The organism is Arthrobacter sp. M2012083 (assembly GCF_000281065.1).
GTDB lineage: Bacteria > Actinomycetota > Actinomycetes > Actinomycetales > Micrococcaceae > Arthrobacter.
In genome coordinates this window covers 1-17,678 of the sequence record NZ_AKKK01000001.1, presented here as the reverse complement: position 1 = coordinate 17,678, position 17,678 = coordinate 1, and the positions used below count along the sequence as shown (strand labels likewise).

Genomic DNA, 17,678 nt, shown 5'->3' with positions numbered 1-17,678 from the left:
TCTTCCTTGTAGTGAACCTGTACCTCTACAACATCACTAATCAGTGTACTTAGCAATATTTGGGAGAAAATCTCCCGGACTAGAGCTCCCCGAACCCTTCCTCCACAAGCCGCCCCACGTATTCGACCGCCTTCAACGAATCCTTGCCGCGGGCTTCGACCCGCAGGGATGAACCCTTACCCGCGGCGAGCGCCATCAGCGCCATGATGGACATGCCGTCGACGCCGTTCACGGTCACCTCCACGTCCAGCCCGGATAGGCCCCCGGCGATCTTGGCCGCAGGTCGGGCATGCATTCCAAGGGGGTTGATGAGTTCAAAGTCGCCGCTTGCGTCCGGTTCCTCCTTGTCGTCCGGGATCTCCGGACCCCCCACTCCCGCGGGCAATCCGCCAAAAGCCACAGCCTCTGCCGCCTTGCAGACATCCTCGACGCCGGCACCTCCTTGGGCGGCGACTGCTGCAGCCACGAGCCCCTCAACCAGCGGCGCGTCAGCAAGGAGCACAGCGTCCGGATCGCTGGCGAACTCCATCGCCGACTCCGCTGTCATCACGGCCGAGCCCAGATCGGTCAGCACCACCACGCCGTCGCCCCCGGAATCGACCAGGGACTGTTCGACGGCGGCAAGCACCTTCTCAAGGCTGGTTCCGATGCGCTCGTCGTCAGTTCCCCCGGCGGCGACCAGTTCGACGTCGGGAGCCATTTGCGCGGCAAGTTCCACCGCGCCCTCAGCGATCTTGCTGCTGTGCGATACAACCACTATCCCCACTGTCATACGGCGTCGGTTCCCGTGTCACCGGTGGAGCCTGCAGCTGCGGCTGCCGCCGCGCGAAGGAGGAGGGCTGTGGAAGCGGCACCGGGGTCTCGATGCCCGGCACTGCGCTCCCCCAGGTAGCTGGCCCGGCCCTTGCGTGCCACCAACGGATCCGTGGCCATGGCCCCTGTTTCAGCAGCTTCCGCAGCCGCCTCCAACACGCCAACGGGGTCCGAGCCGCCCGTTGCGGCTATTTGAGCCGCTTCAACAGCCGGAGTCCAAGCGTCGATCATCGTCTTATCCCCGAGCTCCGCCTTACCCCTGGCCACCACTCCATCCCGGGCGGCCGCGAGGGCCGCAGCCAGAGCCTCTGCATCAATATCGCTGCTGTCCCCCAAAGAGGTAGCTGCCCGTAGATAGGCTGTGCCGTAAAGCGGCCCCGCAGCCCCACCCACCTTGGACATGAGTGCCATTGCCGCACCCTTCAATGCTGCTCCCGGAGTTTCAGGTGGAGTCTCATCGAGCTTCTGCAGCACGGCCTGGAAACCCCGGTCCATGTTCTCGCCGTGGTCCGAGTCGCCGATGGCACGGTCCAACTCAATCAGTTCCACCCGATGCTCTGCCATGGCCTTTGCGGAGAGCTTCAGCCAATCAACCGCCCAGTCAACGCCCAGCCCCATGCTCAGGCTCCCCACCGTAGGGCAGCCGTGTGGACAGGAGCGTCCCAGAGCCTGGTCAGCTCGTCATCGAGGCGCAGCACGGACACGGAGCAGCCCTGCATCTCCAAGGACGTCACGTAGTTCCCCACGAGGGAGCGCTCCACGGTAGCACCACGCTCGGCGAGGACCTGGGCCGCCCGCCGGTACACGATGTACAGCTCACTTTGAGGTGTGCCGCCCATTCCGTTGACGAACAGCAGCACCTTGTCCCCGGATGCCACGGCAAGATCTTCAAGCACAGGCTCCAAGAGGCGGTCCGTGATCGCATCAGCGCTTTCCATTGCGATCTTGTGCCGGCCAGGCTCACCGTGGATGCCGATGCCAATCTCGATCTCATCTTCCGCGAGCTCAAAGCTCGGCGTCCCGGCGTGAGGAACAGTGCAGCCGGACAGCGCCACACCCATGGTCCGCACGTTAGCCACCACACGCTCGGCGATGGCCGTGACCGCGTCCAGGTCGTCGCCACGTTGGGCGGATGCACCTGCGATTTTTTCCACAAGGACAGTTCCGCCCACGCCGCGCCGGCCAGCCGTGTACAGCGAGTCCTCCACCGCGACGTCGTCGTTCACCAGCACCGAACGTACGTGTACGCCTTCGGCTTGCGCCATTTCGGCGGCGGTTTCAAAGTTCAGGACATCGCCGGTGTAGTTTTTCACGATATGGACGACGCCGGCGCCTGAGTCCACTGCCACGGTCGCCGGAATGATTTGGTCGGGTGTAGGCGAGGTGAAGACTGCCCCGGGGACTGCTGCGTCCAGCATGCCGAGGCCCACGAAACCCGCGTGCAGGGGCTCGTGACCGCTGCCTCCGCCGGAAACCAAGGCGACTTTGCCCGCTACAGGAGCCCCTTTCCGGATGACGTACTTTGGCTCGGGATGGACGTCCACGATGTCGGCATGGGCCATGCCGAAACCTTCAACGGACTCGTCCACCACGGCGCGTGGATCATTGATGAGCTTTTTCATGTGATGCTCCTGGGCGTGCTGTGGCTGGTGCTCTGACCCTACTACCGGCCGCTGGGGCCAGGGTAGGCCTAGCGGCCTGCCTGTGCATAAATAACTGCGCCTGGACCTAAAGATCGGTGCCCATTACATAGAGAGCGGAAGGGACAGCCCCCAATGACTGTCCCTTCCGCTGATTCACTGGATCCGCTAATCCTCGGCTGCTTGTACTGTCACCGACTCGGACTCATTCCGGACCTGGTACTCCGGCCAGAAGGCCGAGTAAAGATCCGGGTTCGAGTGCCCCGCGTCCTGCCATGAGGCTTCGTGCGGCCATGACCCCTGCGGAATGTCGATCTGGAAAGCGGAGAAATCGGGGAACGTGACCCTACGGTCCATTGTCCGCACCCCTTCAGCTGTTCAGGACGGCGTCGCCGCCAGCAGTAACAACGTCTTCAAGCAGCACGGTCTGATCAATGACCGGAAGCCCCACAACATGCCCAAAGCTGAACATGTTCTTCGGATCAAGCTCCGCTTTGGCCTTCCTGAGCCGTTCGCGGACTGTCGGACCCCAGGCCCGCTCCCGGTCCTCAGCGTCAACGAAGTGGCCGTGCAGGTTCACGAAAGTCCCGCCATTGGAGGCTTCGCGCAGGTCCTCCCGAACGGCGTCGAACACTACCGGAAGCAGCTCCGCCAGCGGCGGGACCGCCATGCCTGCCATGAAGAAGCTAAACGCGGCGTCACGGGCACCAACGGTGTCCTCGCCTTCGGCGCTCTTGGCCAAGGCGCCGCCGAGCAGCCGCAGTTCAGCCATCAACACGGGACTTTCGACGCCGGGACCGAAGTGGCGCAGGATCGCTTCCCTGGCGCCATCGTCCAAGCGGTCCAAGAGGAAGCCCCGCTCGCGTACGGGCACGGGCTGGTCCGGGTCCTGGTGGATCATGTCGAACTGCGTAGCGTCCAGCGGACCGGTCCCGTCCATCATGAAGGGCGCGCTCTGGCGCATTGGCTCCAGCAGTTGCGAGGCCACGGCCGCGTCACCCTGATAGGCGTAGCGCAGATGGACTACGAACCTGCCGCGCAACGGCTCGGGAACGATGTCCATGTCCGGCAGCCTCAGGAAAGCCAACGACGCCGACGCCTCCTGGGGAAGCGACGTCACCCACTCACTGAACTGCTCGAGGACCGCGGCGGCATATTCGCCGTCGTAGTACAGCCCGCCGGCAAAGAGGTCCGAGCCCGGGAAGAGGTGGAATTCCATGGCAGTGACAATGCCCAGGTTTCCCTTGCCGCCGCGGAGGAGGTAGAACAGCTCCGAATTCTCGTCTTTGGTCACCCGGCGCTGCGTGCCGTCGGCGGTGACGAGTTCGAAAGCAATCACGTGGTCTGAAGCGAAGCCGTACTTGCGCCCCAGGATGGGCAGGCCGCCGCCCAAGGTGTAACCCACCACTCCGACGTCGGTGGTGGAACCGCAGAGACCCATCAAGCCGAAGGTTGCGGCGAGATCCACCACGGCCTTCCAACGGACACCCGCACCGACGCGGGCAGTCTTCTCAACGGGATCAATGCTGAGTTCCAGCATCCGGCGGGTGCTGATGAGCAAACCGCCTTCAATGGCGTTGGTGGCACCGTGTCCGGTGGATTGGACGGAGACGGGCATTCCCCGCTCTGCCGCCCAGCGAATAGCCGCGGAAACGTCCTCTGCATCGAGGGCGCCGAAGGCCAGATCAGGTTGGTGTTGTGTAGAGAGGTTGAAGGCCGCTACTTCGGGAGCGAAGCCCGGATCGGCAGGCGTGAACACGGGACCGCGCACGCTGAGTTGGAGTTCTGAAACATCTGAAAAGGACGCGTGGGACTGCATGATCTTCTCTCAATTGACCGATGTGGTGGAAGCTTCCCCAGCAAGCCTTGACCAGTTTATCCATCAACTGGATATAAGAGAAGAGTTAATAAATCACTCATAATCAGGCAGGGTTGATTGCCACGCCGCTAAGGCGCGGGCTCGGGATGAGAGAGTGCTGTTCGGGGGCGCTAAAGCTGCTTGATCATGCGGGTGTTGCCCAAGGTATTGGGCTTCACCCGGGCGAGATCCAAGAACTCGGCAACGCCCTCGTCATGCGAGCGCAGCAGTTCGGAGTACACCTGTGGATCCACGGCAGACTGGTCCGCCATGACTTCGAATCCGTGGCGCTTGAAGAAGTCCACCTCAAAAGTCAGGCAAAACACGCGGCTCACGCCAAGCGCCCGCGCTTCCTCCAGCAGGTTCTCCACCAGGACGTGACCCACGCCCCGCCCACGCCAGGAATCAGCTGCAGCGAGGGTGCGGATCTCGGCAAGGTCCTCCCACATCACATGCAGGGCCCCACAGCCAATGACTTCACCCTCGTCCGACTCGGCGATCCGGAATTCCTGGAGGCTCTCGTAGTACGCCACCGTCTCCTTGGCCATGAGAATCCGTTCCTCAGCCAGGGGCGCCACAAGCCTCTTGATGGCCGCCACATCGCTGGTGCGGGCAGGACGAAGGCTAAAGGTCGAATTCACTCCCCCATCCTAACGAGGCAAACAGATGCCATGCGCCCCGTTACTTACGCCCGGACGTGAGCGAGTCCCACCCGCGAGGCGCTGGACCTGAGACTTTTGCATAGCGTGCGTCTAAGCGAGGAACGAGCGAGCACGCGGCGAATGGCGCAGGTCCAGCGCCGCAGCCAGCAACGACCTACACTCCCAGCTCCTCCGGCAAAGAAACCTCCTCGCCCAGCACCTGCTTTGCCAGGAAGCTCTCCACGACTCCGTACCAAACCTTCGCGTGCTGCGGCTGCAGGACCCAGTGGTTCTCGTCCGGGAAGTACAGGAAGCGGTGCGGGCTCTGGCCGTTCTCGTCGGCGGGCAGCTGCGATGAGGACAGGAGTTCGTACCAGAGGCGCAGCCCTTCGCCGATGGGCACGCGGTAGTCCTTGTCGCCGTGGATGACGAGCATGGGCGTTCTGATGTTGCCCACGTTCAGATGGGGCGAGTTTTCCATCGCCATTTCAACTGTCATTTCCTTGAGCCAGTACTGGGCTGCGTCGGTGGTGGGCCCGAATTGATCCAGCGCCCAGAGGCTGGCGTGGGTGACGATCGCCTTGAAGCGGTCGGTCTGCCCGGCTACCCAGTTGGCCATGTAGCCCCCGAAGGATCCACCCATCGCCGCGGTCCGCGATTCGTCGATGTCCGGCCGGGCAACCACTGCGTCGGTGATGGCCATCAGGTCAGTAAAGGGCTTCTTCCCCCATTCGCCCCAGCCGCGCTGGATAAATTCCTGCCCATACCCGGTGGAAAGGGCAGGATCAGGCAGGAGCACCGCGTAGCCCTTGGCCACGAGCAGCCACGGGTTCCAGCGCCACGTCCAGGCATTCCATGAGTTCAGCGGTCCTCCGTGGATCCAAAGCAACAGCGGTGCCGGATTGTCCGCGGAGGCACCTTCCGGGAGCGCCAAGTACGCCGGTACGCGCGAGCCATCTTCGGCCGTCGCTTCCACGCGTTCAAGGTGCCCCTTGTAAACGGGGCGATCCGCCGGTGCCTGCAAACGGAGAACCTCGCCGGTGGCGAGGTCGATCCGCACGGCTTCGGCGGGAAACTCGTAAGAGCTTCGGAGCGCGTACGCCGTGGTCCCGTCCGGGGAAACCACGACGTCGGAATAGGCGGCAGCATCCTGCGTCACCCGGGTGACAGCACCGTCCGCGACGTCGATCCGGAAAAGTGGCCCCGCGCCGTCGTCGTCCGCTGTTACCAGGACCGCAGTGCCGTCCGGGAGCCATGCCAGGGGCGTAGCCCAGCGGTCCCACTGGTGCGCGAGTGGCTCAAGATCCGTGGTCTCGCCACCGCTGACGTCCACCAGGTGCAATTTCACGTGGGGAGCCTGCGTGGGCGTCGTGTCGCTCTCGCTCTGGACCACCAGGCTCCGATTGTCAGGGCTGACCGGACCGGGGAAATAGCTCATGCCTTCGTGGTCAAGCAGTACCTTCACTGTCCCGGTGGCGACATCCACGGCGGCGAGCACCTCGCGGCTGTCAGCCTTCGCGAGCGCCCTGGTCATGCTGGTGTAGATGGTCTTGCCGTCCGGACTCACCACCGTTTTCGCTTCGCGCAGGGAACCCCCGACGCCGGGCGTCAAGTTCCGGAGCTGGAGCGGCGCTGATGCATCCACCGTGGAGGGCTTGTTGGGCCGTTCTTCCGCACCCTGCTCCACGGCGAAGATCCGCGGCTCCGCCGGGCCAAGGTCGGCATCCCAGTAGCGGACCGGGTAGCCGCTGTGCAGGATGGCCGAGACTTTGTTGTCCTTGCGCGCCTTGCGGCGTTCCTCGTCGCTCTCTTCGTCGGCGGATCCGGCCAGGACCTCGGCATTGACGAAGGTGACGTCAGCACCCTTGGCGGCCATCACTGAAGCGATGCCGCCTGCACGTGAGTGCACCACGCGGGCCTCTCCCCCGCCGCCGGGCAGCAGCCACAGTGCATTGACGGGGTCGGCGTCAGGGCTCTCCGGATCAGGACGCGCCGAGGTGAAGTAGAGGTCGCCGTTGGCAGCAAAGACCGCACCTGTTTCGCCCTTGGAGCTGCGGGTAATGCGGCGGGCGTGATGCCGGCCGCTGGGGTCGAGTTCCCAGAGTGCGGTGGCGAACTCAGTTCCCTTGGCATTCAGCGTTGTGACAGTGGTGACCAGGCGCTTGCCATCCGGGCTGAGGGTGAGGCCGCCTACCCGCGGGATGGCGAGATAATGGTCGAGGTCGTGAAACGGGGTGTCGGGCTGCTCGCCCTTGGTGTCAGCAGAATCCATGTTCCGATTCAACACGGATCGTGCCGCAGATCACAGGGCGGTTCACTCACAGTGAAACAGTACTTTCACATATTTACCCGGGTAAGTTGAAGCTCAGGCCGTTCTGAGCGCCCCCAACGGTCCCAACTGCTACTTGGATGGGAGGCTTCGCAAGGCTTCGACCACTGGCCGGGTTCCATCCTCCATCGCGATGGCCGCCGCCACTTCCGCCGCCCTCTTCGCGTACGACGGCGCGTGAATGACTTCCGCGATAGCGTCACCAAGGCGCGCGGGAGTCAGCCTCTTATAGGGAATCGGCTGAGGGCCCGCCCCGAGTGAGGCGATCCGGGAGGCCCAGAGCGGCTGATCCGTGTACACCGGGACGCCTATGGCCGGCACGCCCGCGCGGAAGCCTGCCGCCGTTGTTCCCGCTCCGGCATGGTGAACCACTGCCGCCATCCGAGGGAAGAGCCACTCGTGAGGAACGCTATCGACGCCGATCGCATCGTCGCCCAGCGCACTGTCGACGCCCTGCACGACAGCCCGCACTCCAGCCCGGCGGGTGGCCTCAAGAATGAATGCTGGATCAACATGCGCGCTGCTTCCAAAGCCAACAAAAACGGGTGGGGTACCGTCCGCAAGGAAGTCCAGGAGGTCCGTTGACGGCTGCCAGCCCGGCTTCATCACCGGCCACCAATATCCGGCCATGACCAAGCCCGTATGCCAATCAGCAGGCCTTGGCAGGACCGACGGACTGATGCCATGAAGAATAGTGGCGCGGGATTTACGACGGCGGCGTTCACCGGCCGCGCGGCTCATCTTGCCCAGTCCCAGCTCCTTGCGAAGGCGCGCACTGGGGGCATCATAGGGAGCCGGACCCGCGGCAGCGCGCTCACCAATGATCTTGTTGCCCCATGCGCCGAGGCTGCGGGCTGAATTCATGATCACAGGCGGGTAGGATGCGCTGGGCTCCGTGGGCTGCAAATGCGCGCCGATGACCGGAATACGCATAGCTTCCGCGACGTCGTAAGCATAAGGTGCCACCGAATTGGCCAGGATCACGTCTGCGCCGGCCTCCGCTGCCACCAGCGTGCCGGTGGCAGCGTTGTCCATATATTCTCCGAGCTTCCGCCAGAAGGTAAGCACGCTTCCGGACGAAGCCTTGGCACCGGGCGCTGGCTGTTTGATCAACTCGGTCAGATCCCCAGGCAACGGCCTGAACCCGCAGCCCGACTCAACAACGAGAGCTGCGTAGGCGGGGTTGGCCGCAATGGCCACCTCGTAGCCCAGGCTCTGCAGGCTGCTCCCCAGCCCAGCCATGGGCGCGACGTCTCCCCGCGTCCCTGGAGCCACCATGAGTACCCGCATGCCACCACTACTTCCCCATTTGCCGCTTTGTACAAATGATGCCCTTCTGAAGCCACTTTACGGCTCTATCTGTACAAGAAGCGGCACCGCTGCCAACGCAAAAGCCCCGCCCGCTCCTTGTCTTGGAGCGGGCGGGGCTTAGTGCTGTAGCAACCTACGCGGTGGGAGCGATCTCCGGGATCCGCGGCTTGGCGTTGCCTTCGAACGTAAACTTGGCGTCGTCACCTTCGCCGTCAACGTCCACCACAACGATGTCGCCGGAGTGGAGCTCGCCGAACAGGATCTTCTCGGACAGCTGGTCCTCGATCTCGCGCTGGATGGTGCGGCGCAACGGCCGGGCACCCATGGCGGGATCGTAACCACGCGTGGCCAGGAGAACCTTGGCGGCGGGGGTGAGCTCGATGCCCATGTCCTTGTCCTTGAGGCGGCGCTCCAGGCGGGTCACGAACAGGTCCACGATCTCGATGATCTCGTCCTGCGTCAGCTGCGGGAACACCACGACGTCGTCAACACGGTTGAGGAACTCGGGGCGGAAGTGCTGCTTGAGCTCTTCCGTGACCCGGGCACGCATCCGGTTGTAGCCGGTCTGGGTGTCCGTGCCGGACTGGAAGCCCGTTGCCACGCTCTTGGAGATATCGCGGGTACCAAGGTTGGTGGTCATGATGATCACGGTGTTCTTGAAGTCCACCACGCGGCCCTGGGAGTCGGTCAGTCGGCCGTCTTCCAGAATCTGCAGCAGCGAGTTGAAGAGGTCCGCGTGGGCCTTCTCCACTTCATCGAACAAGACCACGGAGAACGGACGCCGGCGGACCTTCTCAGTCAGCTGGCCGCCTTCTTCGTAGCCGACGTAGCCCGGAGGTGCACCGAACAGACGCGAAACCGTGTGCTTCTCGGAGTACTCGGACATGTCCAGCGTGATGAGGGCGTCCTCTTCACCGAACAGGAACTCTGCAAGTGCCTTGGCGAGCTCGGTCTTGCCGACGCCGGTGGGGCCGGCGAAGATGAACGAGCCACCGGGACGCTTGGGGTCCTTCAAGCCTGCACGAGTGCGGCGAATGGCCTGGGACAGGGCCTTGATGGCCTCGTTCTGACCGACGACGCGCTTGTGGAGTTCGTCTTCCATCTTGAGCAGGCGCGAGGACTCTTCTTCGGTGAGCTTGAAGACCGGAATGCCGGTGGAGTTCGCGAGAACTTCAGCGATCAGGTCCTCGTCAACCTCGGAGATGTCGTCCATGCCGCCGGACTTCCAGGTGCGTTCCTTCTCTGCGCGTTCGGCAATGAGCTTCTGCTCCTTGTCGCGCAGCGAGGCGGCACCCTCGAAGTCCTGGGCGTCGATGGCGGATTCCTTCTCCATCTTGACGTCCGCGATGCGCTCGTCCATGGCCTTGAGCTCCGGCGGAGCGGTCATGCGACGGATGCGCAGGCGCGCACCGGCTTCATCGATGAGGTCGATCGCCTTGTCCGGCAGGAAGCGGTCCGAAATGTAGCGTTCGGCCAGCTGCGCAGCGGAGGCGAGGGCGCCGTCGGTAATCGTCACGCGGTGGTGTGCCTCGTAGCGGTCACGCAATCCCTTGAGGATCTCGATCGCGTGAGCGACTGAAGGTTCCTTGACCTGGATCGGCTGGAAGCGGCGCTCAAGAGCAGCGTCCTTCTCAATGTGCTTGCGGTATTCGTCCAGCGTGGTGGCGCCGATGGTCTGGAGTTCGCCACGGGCCAGCATCGGCTTCAGGATGGACGCAGCATCGATTGCGCCTTCGGCAGCACCTGCACCAACGAGCGTGTGGATCTCGTCGATGAAGAGGATGATGTCACCGCGGGTGCGGATCTCCTTGAGGACCTTCTTCAGGCGCTCTTCGAAGTCACCGCGGTAGCGGGAACCAGCAACCAGGGAACCGAGGTCAAGCGTGTACAGCTGCTTGTCCTTGATGGTCTCGGGGACGTCTCCACGGACGATCGCCTGGGCGAGACCCTCGACGACGGCAGTCTTGCCGACGCCGGGCTCACCGATCAGGACCGGGTTGTTCTTGGTACGGCGGGAGAGGACCTGCATGACGCGTTCCATCTCCTGCTCGCGGCCGATCACAGGATCGAGCTTGTTTTCGCGCGCAGCCTGGGTCAGGTTACGTCCGAACTGGTCAAGCACCACCGAACCGGCAGGGGTACCTTCCGGCTGGCCTTGGCCCGAGCCGCTGCCTGCGGTCTCCTTGCCCTGGTAGCCGGAGAGCAGCTGGATGACCTGCTGGCGGACCCGGTTAAGGTCCGCACCAAGCTTGACCAGCACCTGGGCGGCTACGCCTTCGCCTTCGCGAATGAGGCCGAGCAGGATGTGCTCAGTACCGATGTAGTTGTGGCCGAGCTGCAGTGCTTCTCGAAGGGAGAGCTCAAGCACCTTCTTGGCGCGCGGGGTGAAGGGGATGTGGCCGGACGGGGCCTGCTGGCCCTGGCCAATGATCTCCTGCACCTGTTCGCGAACGCCATCGAGCGAAATGCTCAGGGACTCGAGCGCCTTGGCAGCAACACCTTCACCCTCGTGGATCAGACCCAAGAGGATGTGCTCGGTACCGATGTAATTGTGGTTAAGCATCCGTGCCTCTTCTTGGGCAAGGACGACCACGCGACGGGCACGGTCCGTAAATCTCTCAAACATTTCGCCACACTCCTAGCTACGACGTACTTTGATGCTACGTGCCGGAGCAACACTTTTGGAGCGTGTTCGCCACAGGGGAAACATGACGCCGTTGTGGAATAAATCCGGATCCAACCCTTGACCTCTCCCATGCAGCGGTGGCACCCTCCCGCCTTGCCTGAGTGGACCGATCGTCGGCCGTCCGTGAACATTTTTGCGGCATGCTGGTCCGCCGCTTTCCTTGAGGGCATTAGTGCCTGTAATCGGGCCTTCCCCACTCAGGCGGCTCACAGAATATTCCAAGCCCACTGCAGAGCCAGCACAAACTGGCCGGTTAAACACCAAAGCCCCGGCAGTGGCTGCCGGGGCTTTGAATCGGTGAATCAGGAATTTGCCTTTTGGTACGCTTCCTGAATTTCAGCCTGAATACGTCCGCGGCTGTTGACCGTGTAACCGTTGTCACGGGCCCATTGGCGGATCTGCGCGGAATCCTGGTTACGTGCGGCTGTTGCACGGCCCCGGGTTGCACGGCCGGAAGAAGTCTTCCTTGCCTTAGCAACGTAGGGCTCCAGTGCCTTGCGCAGCGAGGCTGCGTTGGCAGTGGACAGGTCCATCTCGTAGCTCACGCCATCGAGGCCAAAGCGGACAGTTTCGTCCGCTGCCCCTTCATCCAGGTCATCGACGAGGATGATTTTTACTTTCTGTGCCATGAGTTGCCTCTCATTTGGAGGGTTGGATAATCAGAAATTCCCCGGATTCCTTTGATGATTATCGTTCACGGCAAGCACTCACGTCAAAGCGTTATTGGATTCCCTTCTGTAAGCGGAACCCAATTGGATGGCTATTTAGCCGCGGGACCCTCGGATGCAGGTCCTGAATTTTTCAAATTCGCTTCGGCCTGTGCCTTGGCTTCAGCTTGCCGTTCTGATTTGTCCGCATTGAAGATCGACTTCATGGCAAACCAGAAGATCAATCCCACCACAATGGACGGGGCCAGGACTGCGATGTACTCCATAATCAGTGACCTTCAGGCTTCAGCAACGGGAAAAGGATGGTTTCGCGGATACCGGCACCGGTGAACAGCATCACCAAACGGTCAATGCCCAGCCCGATGCCACCCATGGGCGGGGCGCCGTATTCAAGGGCGCGGAGGAAGTCCTCGTCCAGCTGCATGGCTTCCTCATCGCCGGCAGCAGAGCGGCGGGACTGCTCTGTAAGGCGCTCACGCTGGATTACGGGGTCAATAAGCTCGGAGAACGCCGTACCGCGCTCCATGCCTCCGATGATCAGGTCCCAGGCCTCAATGAGCCGGCCGTCTTCGCGGTGCGGGCGGGCCAGCGGCTGCGCGGACGGCGGGTAGTCGTAGACAAAGGTGGGATTCAGCAGAGTGGGTTCCACAATCTCGCCGAACAGTTCAACCACGATCTTTTCGGCGTCCCACTTCGGGTCCACCTTGACCTCGTGCTTGGCCGCAATTGCCAGCAACTCATCCACTGTGGTGTCGGGAGTAATTTCAATTCCCACCGCTTCGGAAATACCCGGGTATACCGAAATCCACGCCCAGTCGCCGTCGAGGTTTATTTCGCCGGCGTCCGTCTGGATGGTGCGGGTGCCTACGACGTCTGCCACATTCAGGATGATTTCCTTCATGCGCTCGGCCATGACGAACTGGTCCGCCCACGCCTCATAGCATTCAAGCGTGGTGAATTCGGGGCTGTGCGTGGAGTCCACGCCTTCGTTGCGGAACACGCGGCCCATGTCGTACACGCGGTCAATGCCACCAACAACGGCGCGCTTGAGGAAAAGCTCAGTAGCAATGCGCAAGGTCATCTTCTGGTCGAACGCGTTCATGTGCGTCTCGAAGGGGCGGGCTGTAGCACCGCCGTGGACCAGCTGCAGGATGGGGGTTTCCACCTCCACGTAGCCGTGGCGGTCAAGGGTGTCGCGGACCGAGCGGGTAATGGCGGCCCGCTTGTAGACCATTTCGCGGGCTTCGTCGCGGACCATGAGGTCCACGTAGCGCTGGCGGACGCGGGTCTCTTCGTTCAGTTCCGCGTGCAGAACCGGGAGGGGGCGCAGGGCCTTGGACGCCATGGACCAGGAGTCGGCCATGACGGACAGCTCGCCGCGGCGGGAAGAAATGACTTCGCCCTTGATGAAAACGTGGTCGCCCAGGTCAACCAGGGCCTTCCACTCGGCGAGCGCTTCCTCACCGACGTTCGCAAGGCTCAGCATTGCCTGGAGGCGTACGCCCTTGCCGTCCACACCGCCCTCCTGGAGGGTGGCAAAGCAGAGCTTGCCGGTGTTACGGATGAACACGACGCGGCCGGTGACGCCCACGGTATCGCCAGTAGTCTCATCGGCTTCCAGGTGTGCGTACTTTTCGCGTATTTCGCTGAGGGAGTGGGTCCGTTCAACACCCACCGGATAGGCCTCGGTGCCCCGCCCGATCAGCTTTGCGCGCTTCTCCATACGGATGCGCATTTGCTCGCTGGCGTCGATGGGCTCTGCGGAGGTGTTCAGGGCGGGGGTGTTTGCGGAAGTCACAGTCCTTAAGTTTACCGGTGATTGCGGGCCTTTACTTCCGGGCATCAAGATCAGGGATACGCATAGACTCGGGCTGTGGAAACGTGGACGGTTGAGACGAACGACGGCGGCGGGCAGCTTGAGGTGCATACCTTCCGTCCGGCGTCGGGGGCTTCGTTTCCGGGCTCGAAGGCAGCCGCTGAACCAGCCGGCGTCGTGCTTGTTCATGGCACCTTGGTGACAGACTCCTTGTACTGGCCGTTCGCCCGGACGTTGAGCGTTTTACTGGGGCGCCCTGTTCACAGCTATAACCGTCGTGGTCGCGGACAATCCGCACCGCAACCGCCCGGCTATTCCGTCGACACAGAGATCGCGGACCTTCAAGCGGTCATGGAGAAGAGCGGTTCCACGGATGTTGTGGCGCACAGCTATGGCGGGTTCGTGGCGTTGCAGGCCGCCCGCCACGGGGGAATCAACCGTTTGGTCACCTATGACGCGGCGGTGTCCCTTTCCGGCAACCTCAGCGGCCGGTGGCGGCCCGAGCTCGAGGAGGCTGTGACTGCAGGCCAGCTGGACCACGCATGGGCCCACCTGGTCCAGGGGCTGGGGACGGCTGGCCCCATTTCCTACCTGCCCATGGGCGCCCTGCGCACGCTCAGCGTCCTCTCCGCCCGAACCCGGTTGGGACTGGAGATGCGCTCCCTCCTACCCACTGCCGTGACGGAAATGCGGGCCGTCCTCGATGCCGATGCCCATCTTCACGACTTCATGAAACTCTCCACCCCCACGCTGATGCTCAGCGGTGGGTGGAGTCCGTCGTACTTCGCGGAGACCGGTCGGATTCTGGCCGGCGCCGTGCCTTCGATCGACTTCGCGATTGTGCCGCTGCAGTTCCATGAAGGTCCGCTCCGGCCCGGGAAGCGCCTCGCGTCGCGCATCGCGCGGTTCCTTTCCGCGAGCCACCGGGAGGAAGAACCCGCCAGTACAACCTAGGATGTTCCGGTGAAGGAACGGGACATTGGAACGCACGACGGCGGCAAGCTCGCCTTGTACAGCTACGGCACGGAGGACGCGCCCGGGGAACGCCGTGTGGTGCTTATTGGTGGCGCATTCCTCACCGCTTTGATCTACCGTCCCTTCTCCCTCGCCTTGTCCAAGGGCCTGGGCGAAGGCTGGGCCGTGGACGTGTACGATCGCCGCGGCCGGGGAAAATCCAGCGAGCAACCCCACGACTACTCCATGGCCACGGAAATCGCCGACGTCCGCACCATCATGGACGCCACGGGTGCCCGCAACATCATGGGCCACAGCCTGGGTGGCGCAGTCGCCCTCAACACAGCCCAGGCCTTCGCAGGCACCCACCACCAACCGGACAAGCTCGCGGTTTACGACGCTGCGGTAAACATTGACGGAAGCATGGACACGGGCTGGCTGGACGGATTCACGGAGTCCGTCAATAAGGGAGATGTCGGACGGGCGATGGCCCGGATGAAGCGCGGCATGCATCCCGGAACCGCCCTCGCCCGGGTTCCGGAGCCGGTATTGGCCGGGCTTATGGCAGTGGTGTCGAGGACCAAGGTCAACAGGCTCTTCCGGGAGCTCATGCCGTCGGGTGTCGGTGAACTCAAGGCAGCCTTCGACGCTGCCGACACGCCCCGGGATTTCTCAGTCCTGCCTCCCAATACCCACTTCATGGTGGGCAAGAAGAGTCCTCAGTTCTACAAGGTCACCGCAGCCCGCCTGAACAGGGCCGTCCCCGGCAGCACGCTGGAGGTGTCCCCGAAGGGCTTCCACGGCTCCGTCCCGGCGGCAGTCAACGAACTCGTCGCCGACATCGCAGCCTACTTCAAGCGCTGACTTGTCCACATAAGGGCCGGCATGCTGCCCGCATTCAGGTGGCTCGGTTAGGCTCGAGTCATGACGCGCGACATCATCATGACCCACGACGGCGGACACCTCGAAGTACTCACCACGGGCGGTGAGCTGGCAGCGGCAGGCTCCGGTGTCGTCGTCGTTCCTGCCTCCATGGTGACGGCCACCGACTACATGCGTTTCGCCCAGAAACTGAGCGAGGCCCTTGGCCGCCCCGTGCACACTTTCAACCGACGTGGACGCGGTGATTCGTCTCCGCAGTCCGAGGATTACACGCTCGAAGCCGACATCCGGGACCTCGAAGCTGTCATGAAGCACACGTCCAGCACAGACGTGTTCGGGCACAGTTTCGGTGGTGCCGTTGCGCTGCACGCTGCTCGGACGCTGCCGGTCGAGCGCCTCGCGGTTTACGATCCCGCAGTCTCGGTTAACCACAGCGTCAAAGCTGACTGGACACCTGACTACGAACGCGCGACGGCTGCCGGAGACTACGATCGCGCCCTCGCTGTCCTCATCAAAGGAGTGGAGACCGGGGGTGCCTTTGCGCGAATGCCCCTATCCATGCTGACCTTGGCCAACAAGCTGGCCGCCGGGACACCACTGGGCAAGCAGATGCGCGAACTGATGACCTGCGGCGTCCGCGAAATTAAAGCAGTGATCGCCGCGGACATGCCTGCCGAACCTTTCCTTGAGCTGCCCTTGGAGACCCTTATCGTGGTGGGCGAAAAGAGCCCCGCATATTTCGGCGTCGCGTGCGGCCAGATCCACGACGTCCTGTCCGGATCCAGCTACACCATCCTCCCCGGGTTCGGACACGACGGGCCCAACAAAGCGCCGGACAAGCTCATCTCGGAACTGTCCGAGTTCTTCTCGGGCTAAGGCCCCGACAGCATTACCATCCGAAGCTGCATTGATGGCCAAATGAGCCGTCTTTGCAGATCATTGGCGACCCCTCTAGGCTGTAAATCATAAGTCCCCTTACCTTTTGAGGGGCGGGTGCTGTACTTGGTTCAACGTCGGGGCAGCACCCTTTCATGTTCCAGACCTCGGCAACAGGAGGACCATCATGACTGATCAGTACACGTTCCGAAACCCGGTCACCGCCTACGAACAGATCTCGCCGCCCAAACAACACCAGCCAGAGCCGGGCCTCGATGCCGAACTGACGCCCAAGGCGGACCTGGGTGAGGAGAGCTACCGGGGGACGGGACGACTGGAAGGCCGCAAGGCAATTGTCACGGGAGCGGACTCGGGAATCGGTGCGGCCACGGCCATCGCCTTTGCCCGGGAAGGTGCAGACGTTGTCCTTTCATACCTGCCCGAAGAGGAAGAAGACGCAGCGCGAATTGCCGGCATCATCGAGGCCGCAGGCCGCAAGGCCGTAAAAGTGCCCGGAGACCTCAAAGACTCCGCCACATGCCAGGAAGTGGTGGATACCGCTATTGCCGTCCTGGGCGGAGTGGACATCCTGGTCAACAACGCCGGTAAGCAGGTGGCTCAGGAAGACCTGGCCGAGATCACAGACGAACAATTCGACCACACGCAGAAGACCAACGTGTACGCCATGTTCTGGCTGACCAAGGCCGCCCTTCCGCACCTGCCCGCAGGTGCCACCATCATCAACACCACGTCCATTCAGGCGTACAACCCCTCGCCCACCCTTGTGGACTATGCCACCACCAAGGCCAGCATCAACAACTTCACCAAGGGACTCGCGCAGCAGCTCGCTCCCAAGGGCATCCGGGTCAATGCCGTGGCGCCTGGACCCATTTGGACTCCCCTGCAAGTGAGCAGCGGCCAGCCCAAGGAAGAGCTACCGGAGTTTGGGCAATCCACTCCCCTGGGCAGGGCCGGACAACCCGCGGAACTCGCTCCGGCGTATGTCTTCCTTGCTTCACCGGAGTCCAGCTATGTGATCGGTGAAACGCTGAATGTCAACGGTGGTAGCCCCACTCCGTAGTTCGTTGCGATCCCGTCGCCAGCGTGTGGCGTGAGTCTTGTTGTTAAATGCGGGAGACCCCCCGACCCGTGGTGGGTTGGGGGGTCTCTACCTAATGGTTGTCCGGCGGTGTCCTACTCTCCC

16 protein-coding genes are annotated in these 17,678 nt (G+C 62.9%); 4 read left to right on the top strand and 12 right to left on the bottom strand.

Features of this window, described 5'->3' with window-relative positions; translation table 11 throughout:
* Positions 1–79: 79 nt before the first annotated feature.
* The 12 genes from dhaM to lysS all read right to left on the bottom strand — a co-directional run bounded on the left by dhaM (position 80) and on the right by lysS (position 13,744).
* The gene (gene dhaM, locus A477_RS0100080; protein WP_017197007.1) at positions 80–772 is read right to left on the bottom strand and encodes a dihydroxyacetone kinase phosphoryl donor subunit DhaM; all 693 of its coding nucleotides are present in this window, start codon (positions 770–772) and stop codon (positions 80–82) included.
* A complete protein-coding gene (gene dhaL / locus A477_RS0100075; RefSeq protein WP_017197006.1) occupies positions 769–1,431 on the bottom strand; it encodes a dihydroxyacetone kinase subunit DhaL in 663 nt (220 codons plus the stop codon). The genes dhaM and dhaL overlap by 4 nt, the downstream gene beginning before the upstream one ends.
* A gap of 2 nt (positions 1,432–1,433) precedes the next feature.
* Positions 1,434–2,435 (bottom strand): dihydroxyacetone kinase subunit DhaK, encoded by a 1,002-nt coding sequence (gene dhaK / locus A477_RS0100070; protein ID WP_017197005.1) that lies wholly within the window; start codon positions 2,433–2,435, stop codon positions 1,434–1,436.
* A 186-nt stretch (positions 2,436–2,621) separates the two neighbouring features.
* A complete protein-coding gene (locus tag A477_RS0100065; protein WP_017197004.1) occupies positions 2,622–2,810 on the bottom strand; it encodes a hypothetical protein in 189 nt (62 codons plus the stop codon).
* Between the two features lie 13 nt (positions 2,811–2,823).
* On the bottom strand, positions 2,824–4,272 hold the full coding sequence (locus A477_RS0100060; protein WP_017197003.1) for an FAD-binding oxidoreductase: 1,449 nt from the start codon (positions 4,270–4,272) through the stop codon (positions 2,824–2,826).
* Positions 4,273–4,442: 170 nt separating this feature from the next.
* Positions 4,443–4,952 (bottom strand): amino-acid N-acetyltransferase, encoded by a 510-nt coding sequence (locus A477_RS0100055; RefSeq protein WP_017197002.1) that lies wholly within the window; start codon positions 4,950–4,952, stop codon positions 4,443–4,445.
* Between the two features lie 175 nt (positions 4,953–5,127).
* Complete coding sequence (locus A477_RS0100050) at positions 5,128–7,224, bottom strand: S9 family peptidase (protein WP_026005240.1); 2,097 nt, start codon at positions 7,222–7,224, stop codon at positions 5,128–5,130.
* Between the two features lie 129 nt (positions 7,225–7,353).
* Complete coding sequence (locus tag A477_RS0100045) at positions 7,354–8,571, bottom strand: glycosyltransferase (protein ID WP_017197000.1); 1,218 nt, start codon at positions 8,569–8,571, stop codon at positions 7,354–7,356.
* A gap of 154 nt (positions 8,572–8,725) precedes the next feature.
* Entirely contained in the window at positions 8,726–11,218 is a 2,493-nt protein-coding gene (locus A477_RS0100040) for an ATP-dependent Clp protease ATP-binding subunit (protein WP_017196999.1), read from the bottom strand.
* A gap of 362 nt (positions 11,219–11,580) precedes the next feature.
* Positions 11,581–11,907 (bottom strand): histone-like nucleoid-structuring protein Lsr2, encoded by a 327-nt coding sequence (locus A477_RS0100035; RefSeq protein WP_014920382.1) that lies wholly within the window; start codon positions 11,905–11,907, stop codon positions 11,581–11,583.
* Between the two features lie 131 nt (positions 11,908–12,038).
* On the bottom strand, positions 12,039–12,212 hold the full coding sequence (locus A477_RS23400; protein WP_011772935.1) for a hypothetical protein: 174 nt from the start codon (positions 12,210–12,212) through the stop codon (positions 12,039–12,041).
* A gap of 2 nt (positions 12,213–12,214) precedes the next feature.
* Positions 12,215–13,744 (bottom strand): lysine--tRNA ligase, encoded by a 1,530-nt coding sequence (gene lysS / locus A477_RS0100025; protein ID WP_017196998.1) that lies wholly within the window; start codon positions 13,742–13,744, stop codon positions 12,215–12,217.
* Between the two features lie 75 nt (positions 13,745–13,819).
* On the opposite strand from lysS, the gene A477_RS0100020 reads away from it, so the two are divergent.
* The 4 genes from A477_RS0100020 to A477_RS0100005 all read left to right on the top strand — a co-directional run bounded on the left by A477_RS0100020 (position 13,820) and on the right by A477_RS0100005 (position 17,555).
* The gene (locus A477_RS0100020) at positions 13,820–14,716 is read left to right on the top strand and encodes an alpha/beta fold hydrolase (RefSeq protein ID WP_017196997.1); all 897 of its coding nucleotides are present in this window, start codon (positions 13,820–13,822) and stop codon (positions 14,714–14,716) included.
* A 9-nt stretch (positions 14,717–14,725) separates the two neighbouring features.
* Entirely contained in the window at positions 14,726–15,580 is an 855-nt protein-coding gene (locus tag A477_RS0100015) for an alpha/beta fold hydrolase (RefSeq protein WP_017196996.1), read from the top strand.
* A gap of 60 nt (positions 15,581–15,640) precedes the next feature.
* Entirely contained in the window at positions 15,641–16,474 is an 834-nt protein-coding gene (locus A477_RS0100010; protein WP_017196995.1) for an alpha/beta fold hydrolase, read from the top strand.
* 187 nt (positions 16,475–16,661) lie between these two features.
* Positions 16,662–17,555, top strand: a complete 894-nt coding sequence (locus tag A477_RS0100005; RefSeq protein ID WP_017196994.1) for a glucose 1-dehydrogenase — start codon at positions 16,662–16,664, stop codon at positions 17,553–17,555.
* The last annotated feature ends 123 nt before the right edge of the window (positions 17,556–17,678 follow it).

Excerpts from the sequence above, each read along its gene's own strand:
- dhaM (WP_017197007.1), bottom strand. The coding sequence starts at position 772 with ATGACAGTGGGGATAGTGGTTGTATCGCACAGCAGCAAGATCGCTGAG.
- dhaL (WP_017197006.1), bottom strand. The coding sequence starts at position 1,431 with ATGGGGCTGGGCGTTGACTGGGCGGTTGATTGGCTGAAGCTCTCCGCA.
- dhaK (WP_017197005.1), bottom strand. The coding sequence starts at position 2,435 with ATGAAAAAGCTCATCAATGATCCACGCGCCGTGGTGGACGAGTCCGTT.
- A477_RS0100065 (WP_017197004.1), bottom strand. The coding sequence starts at position 2,810 with ATGGACCGTAGGGTCACGTTCCCCGATTTCTCCGCTTTCCAGATCGAC.
- A477_RS0100060 (WP_017197003.1), bottom strand. The coding sequence starts at position 4,272 with ATGCAGTCCCACGCGTCCTTTTCAGATGTTTCAGAACTCCAACTCAGC.
- A477_RS0100050 (WP_026005240.1), bottom strand. The coding sequence starts at position 7,224 with ATGGATTCTGCTGACACCAAGGGCGAGCAGCCCGACACCCCGTTTCAC.
- A477_RS0100045 (WP_017197000.1), bottom strand. The coding sequence starts at position 8,571 with ATGCGGGTACTCATGGTGGCTCCAGGGACGCGGGGAGACGTCGCGCCC.
- A477_RS0100040 (WP_017196999.1), bottom strand. The coding sequence starts at position 11,218 with ATGTTTGAGAGATTTACGGACCGTGCCCGTCGCGTGGTCGTCCTTGCC.
- A477_RS0100035 (WP_014920382.1), bottom strand. The coding sequence starts at position 11,907 with ATGGCACAGAAAGTAAAAATCATCCTCGTCGATGACCTGGATGAAGGG.
- A477_RS23400 (WP_011772935.1), bottom strand. The coding sequence starts at position 12,212 with ATGGAGTACATCGCAGTCCTGGCCCCGTCCATTGTGGTGGGATTGATC.
- A477_RS0100010 (WP_017196995.1), top strand. The coding sequence starts at position 15,641 with ATGACGCGCGACATCATCATGACCCACGACGGCGGACACCTCGAAGTA.
- A477_RS0100005 (WP_017196994.1), top strand. The coding sequence starts at position 16,662 with ATGACTGATCAGTACACGTTCCGAAACCCGGTCACCGCCTACGAACAG.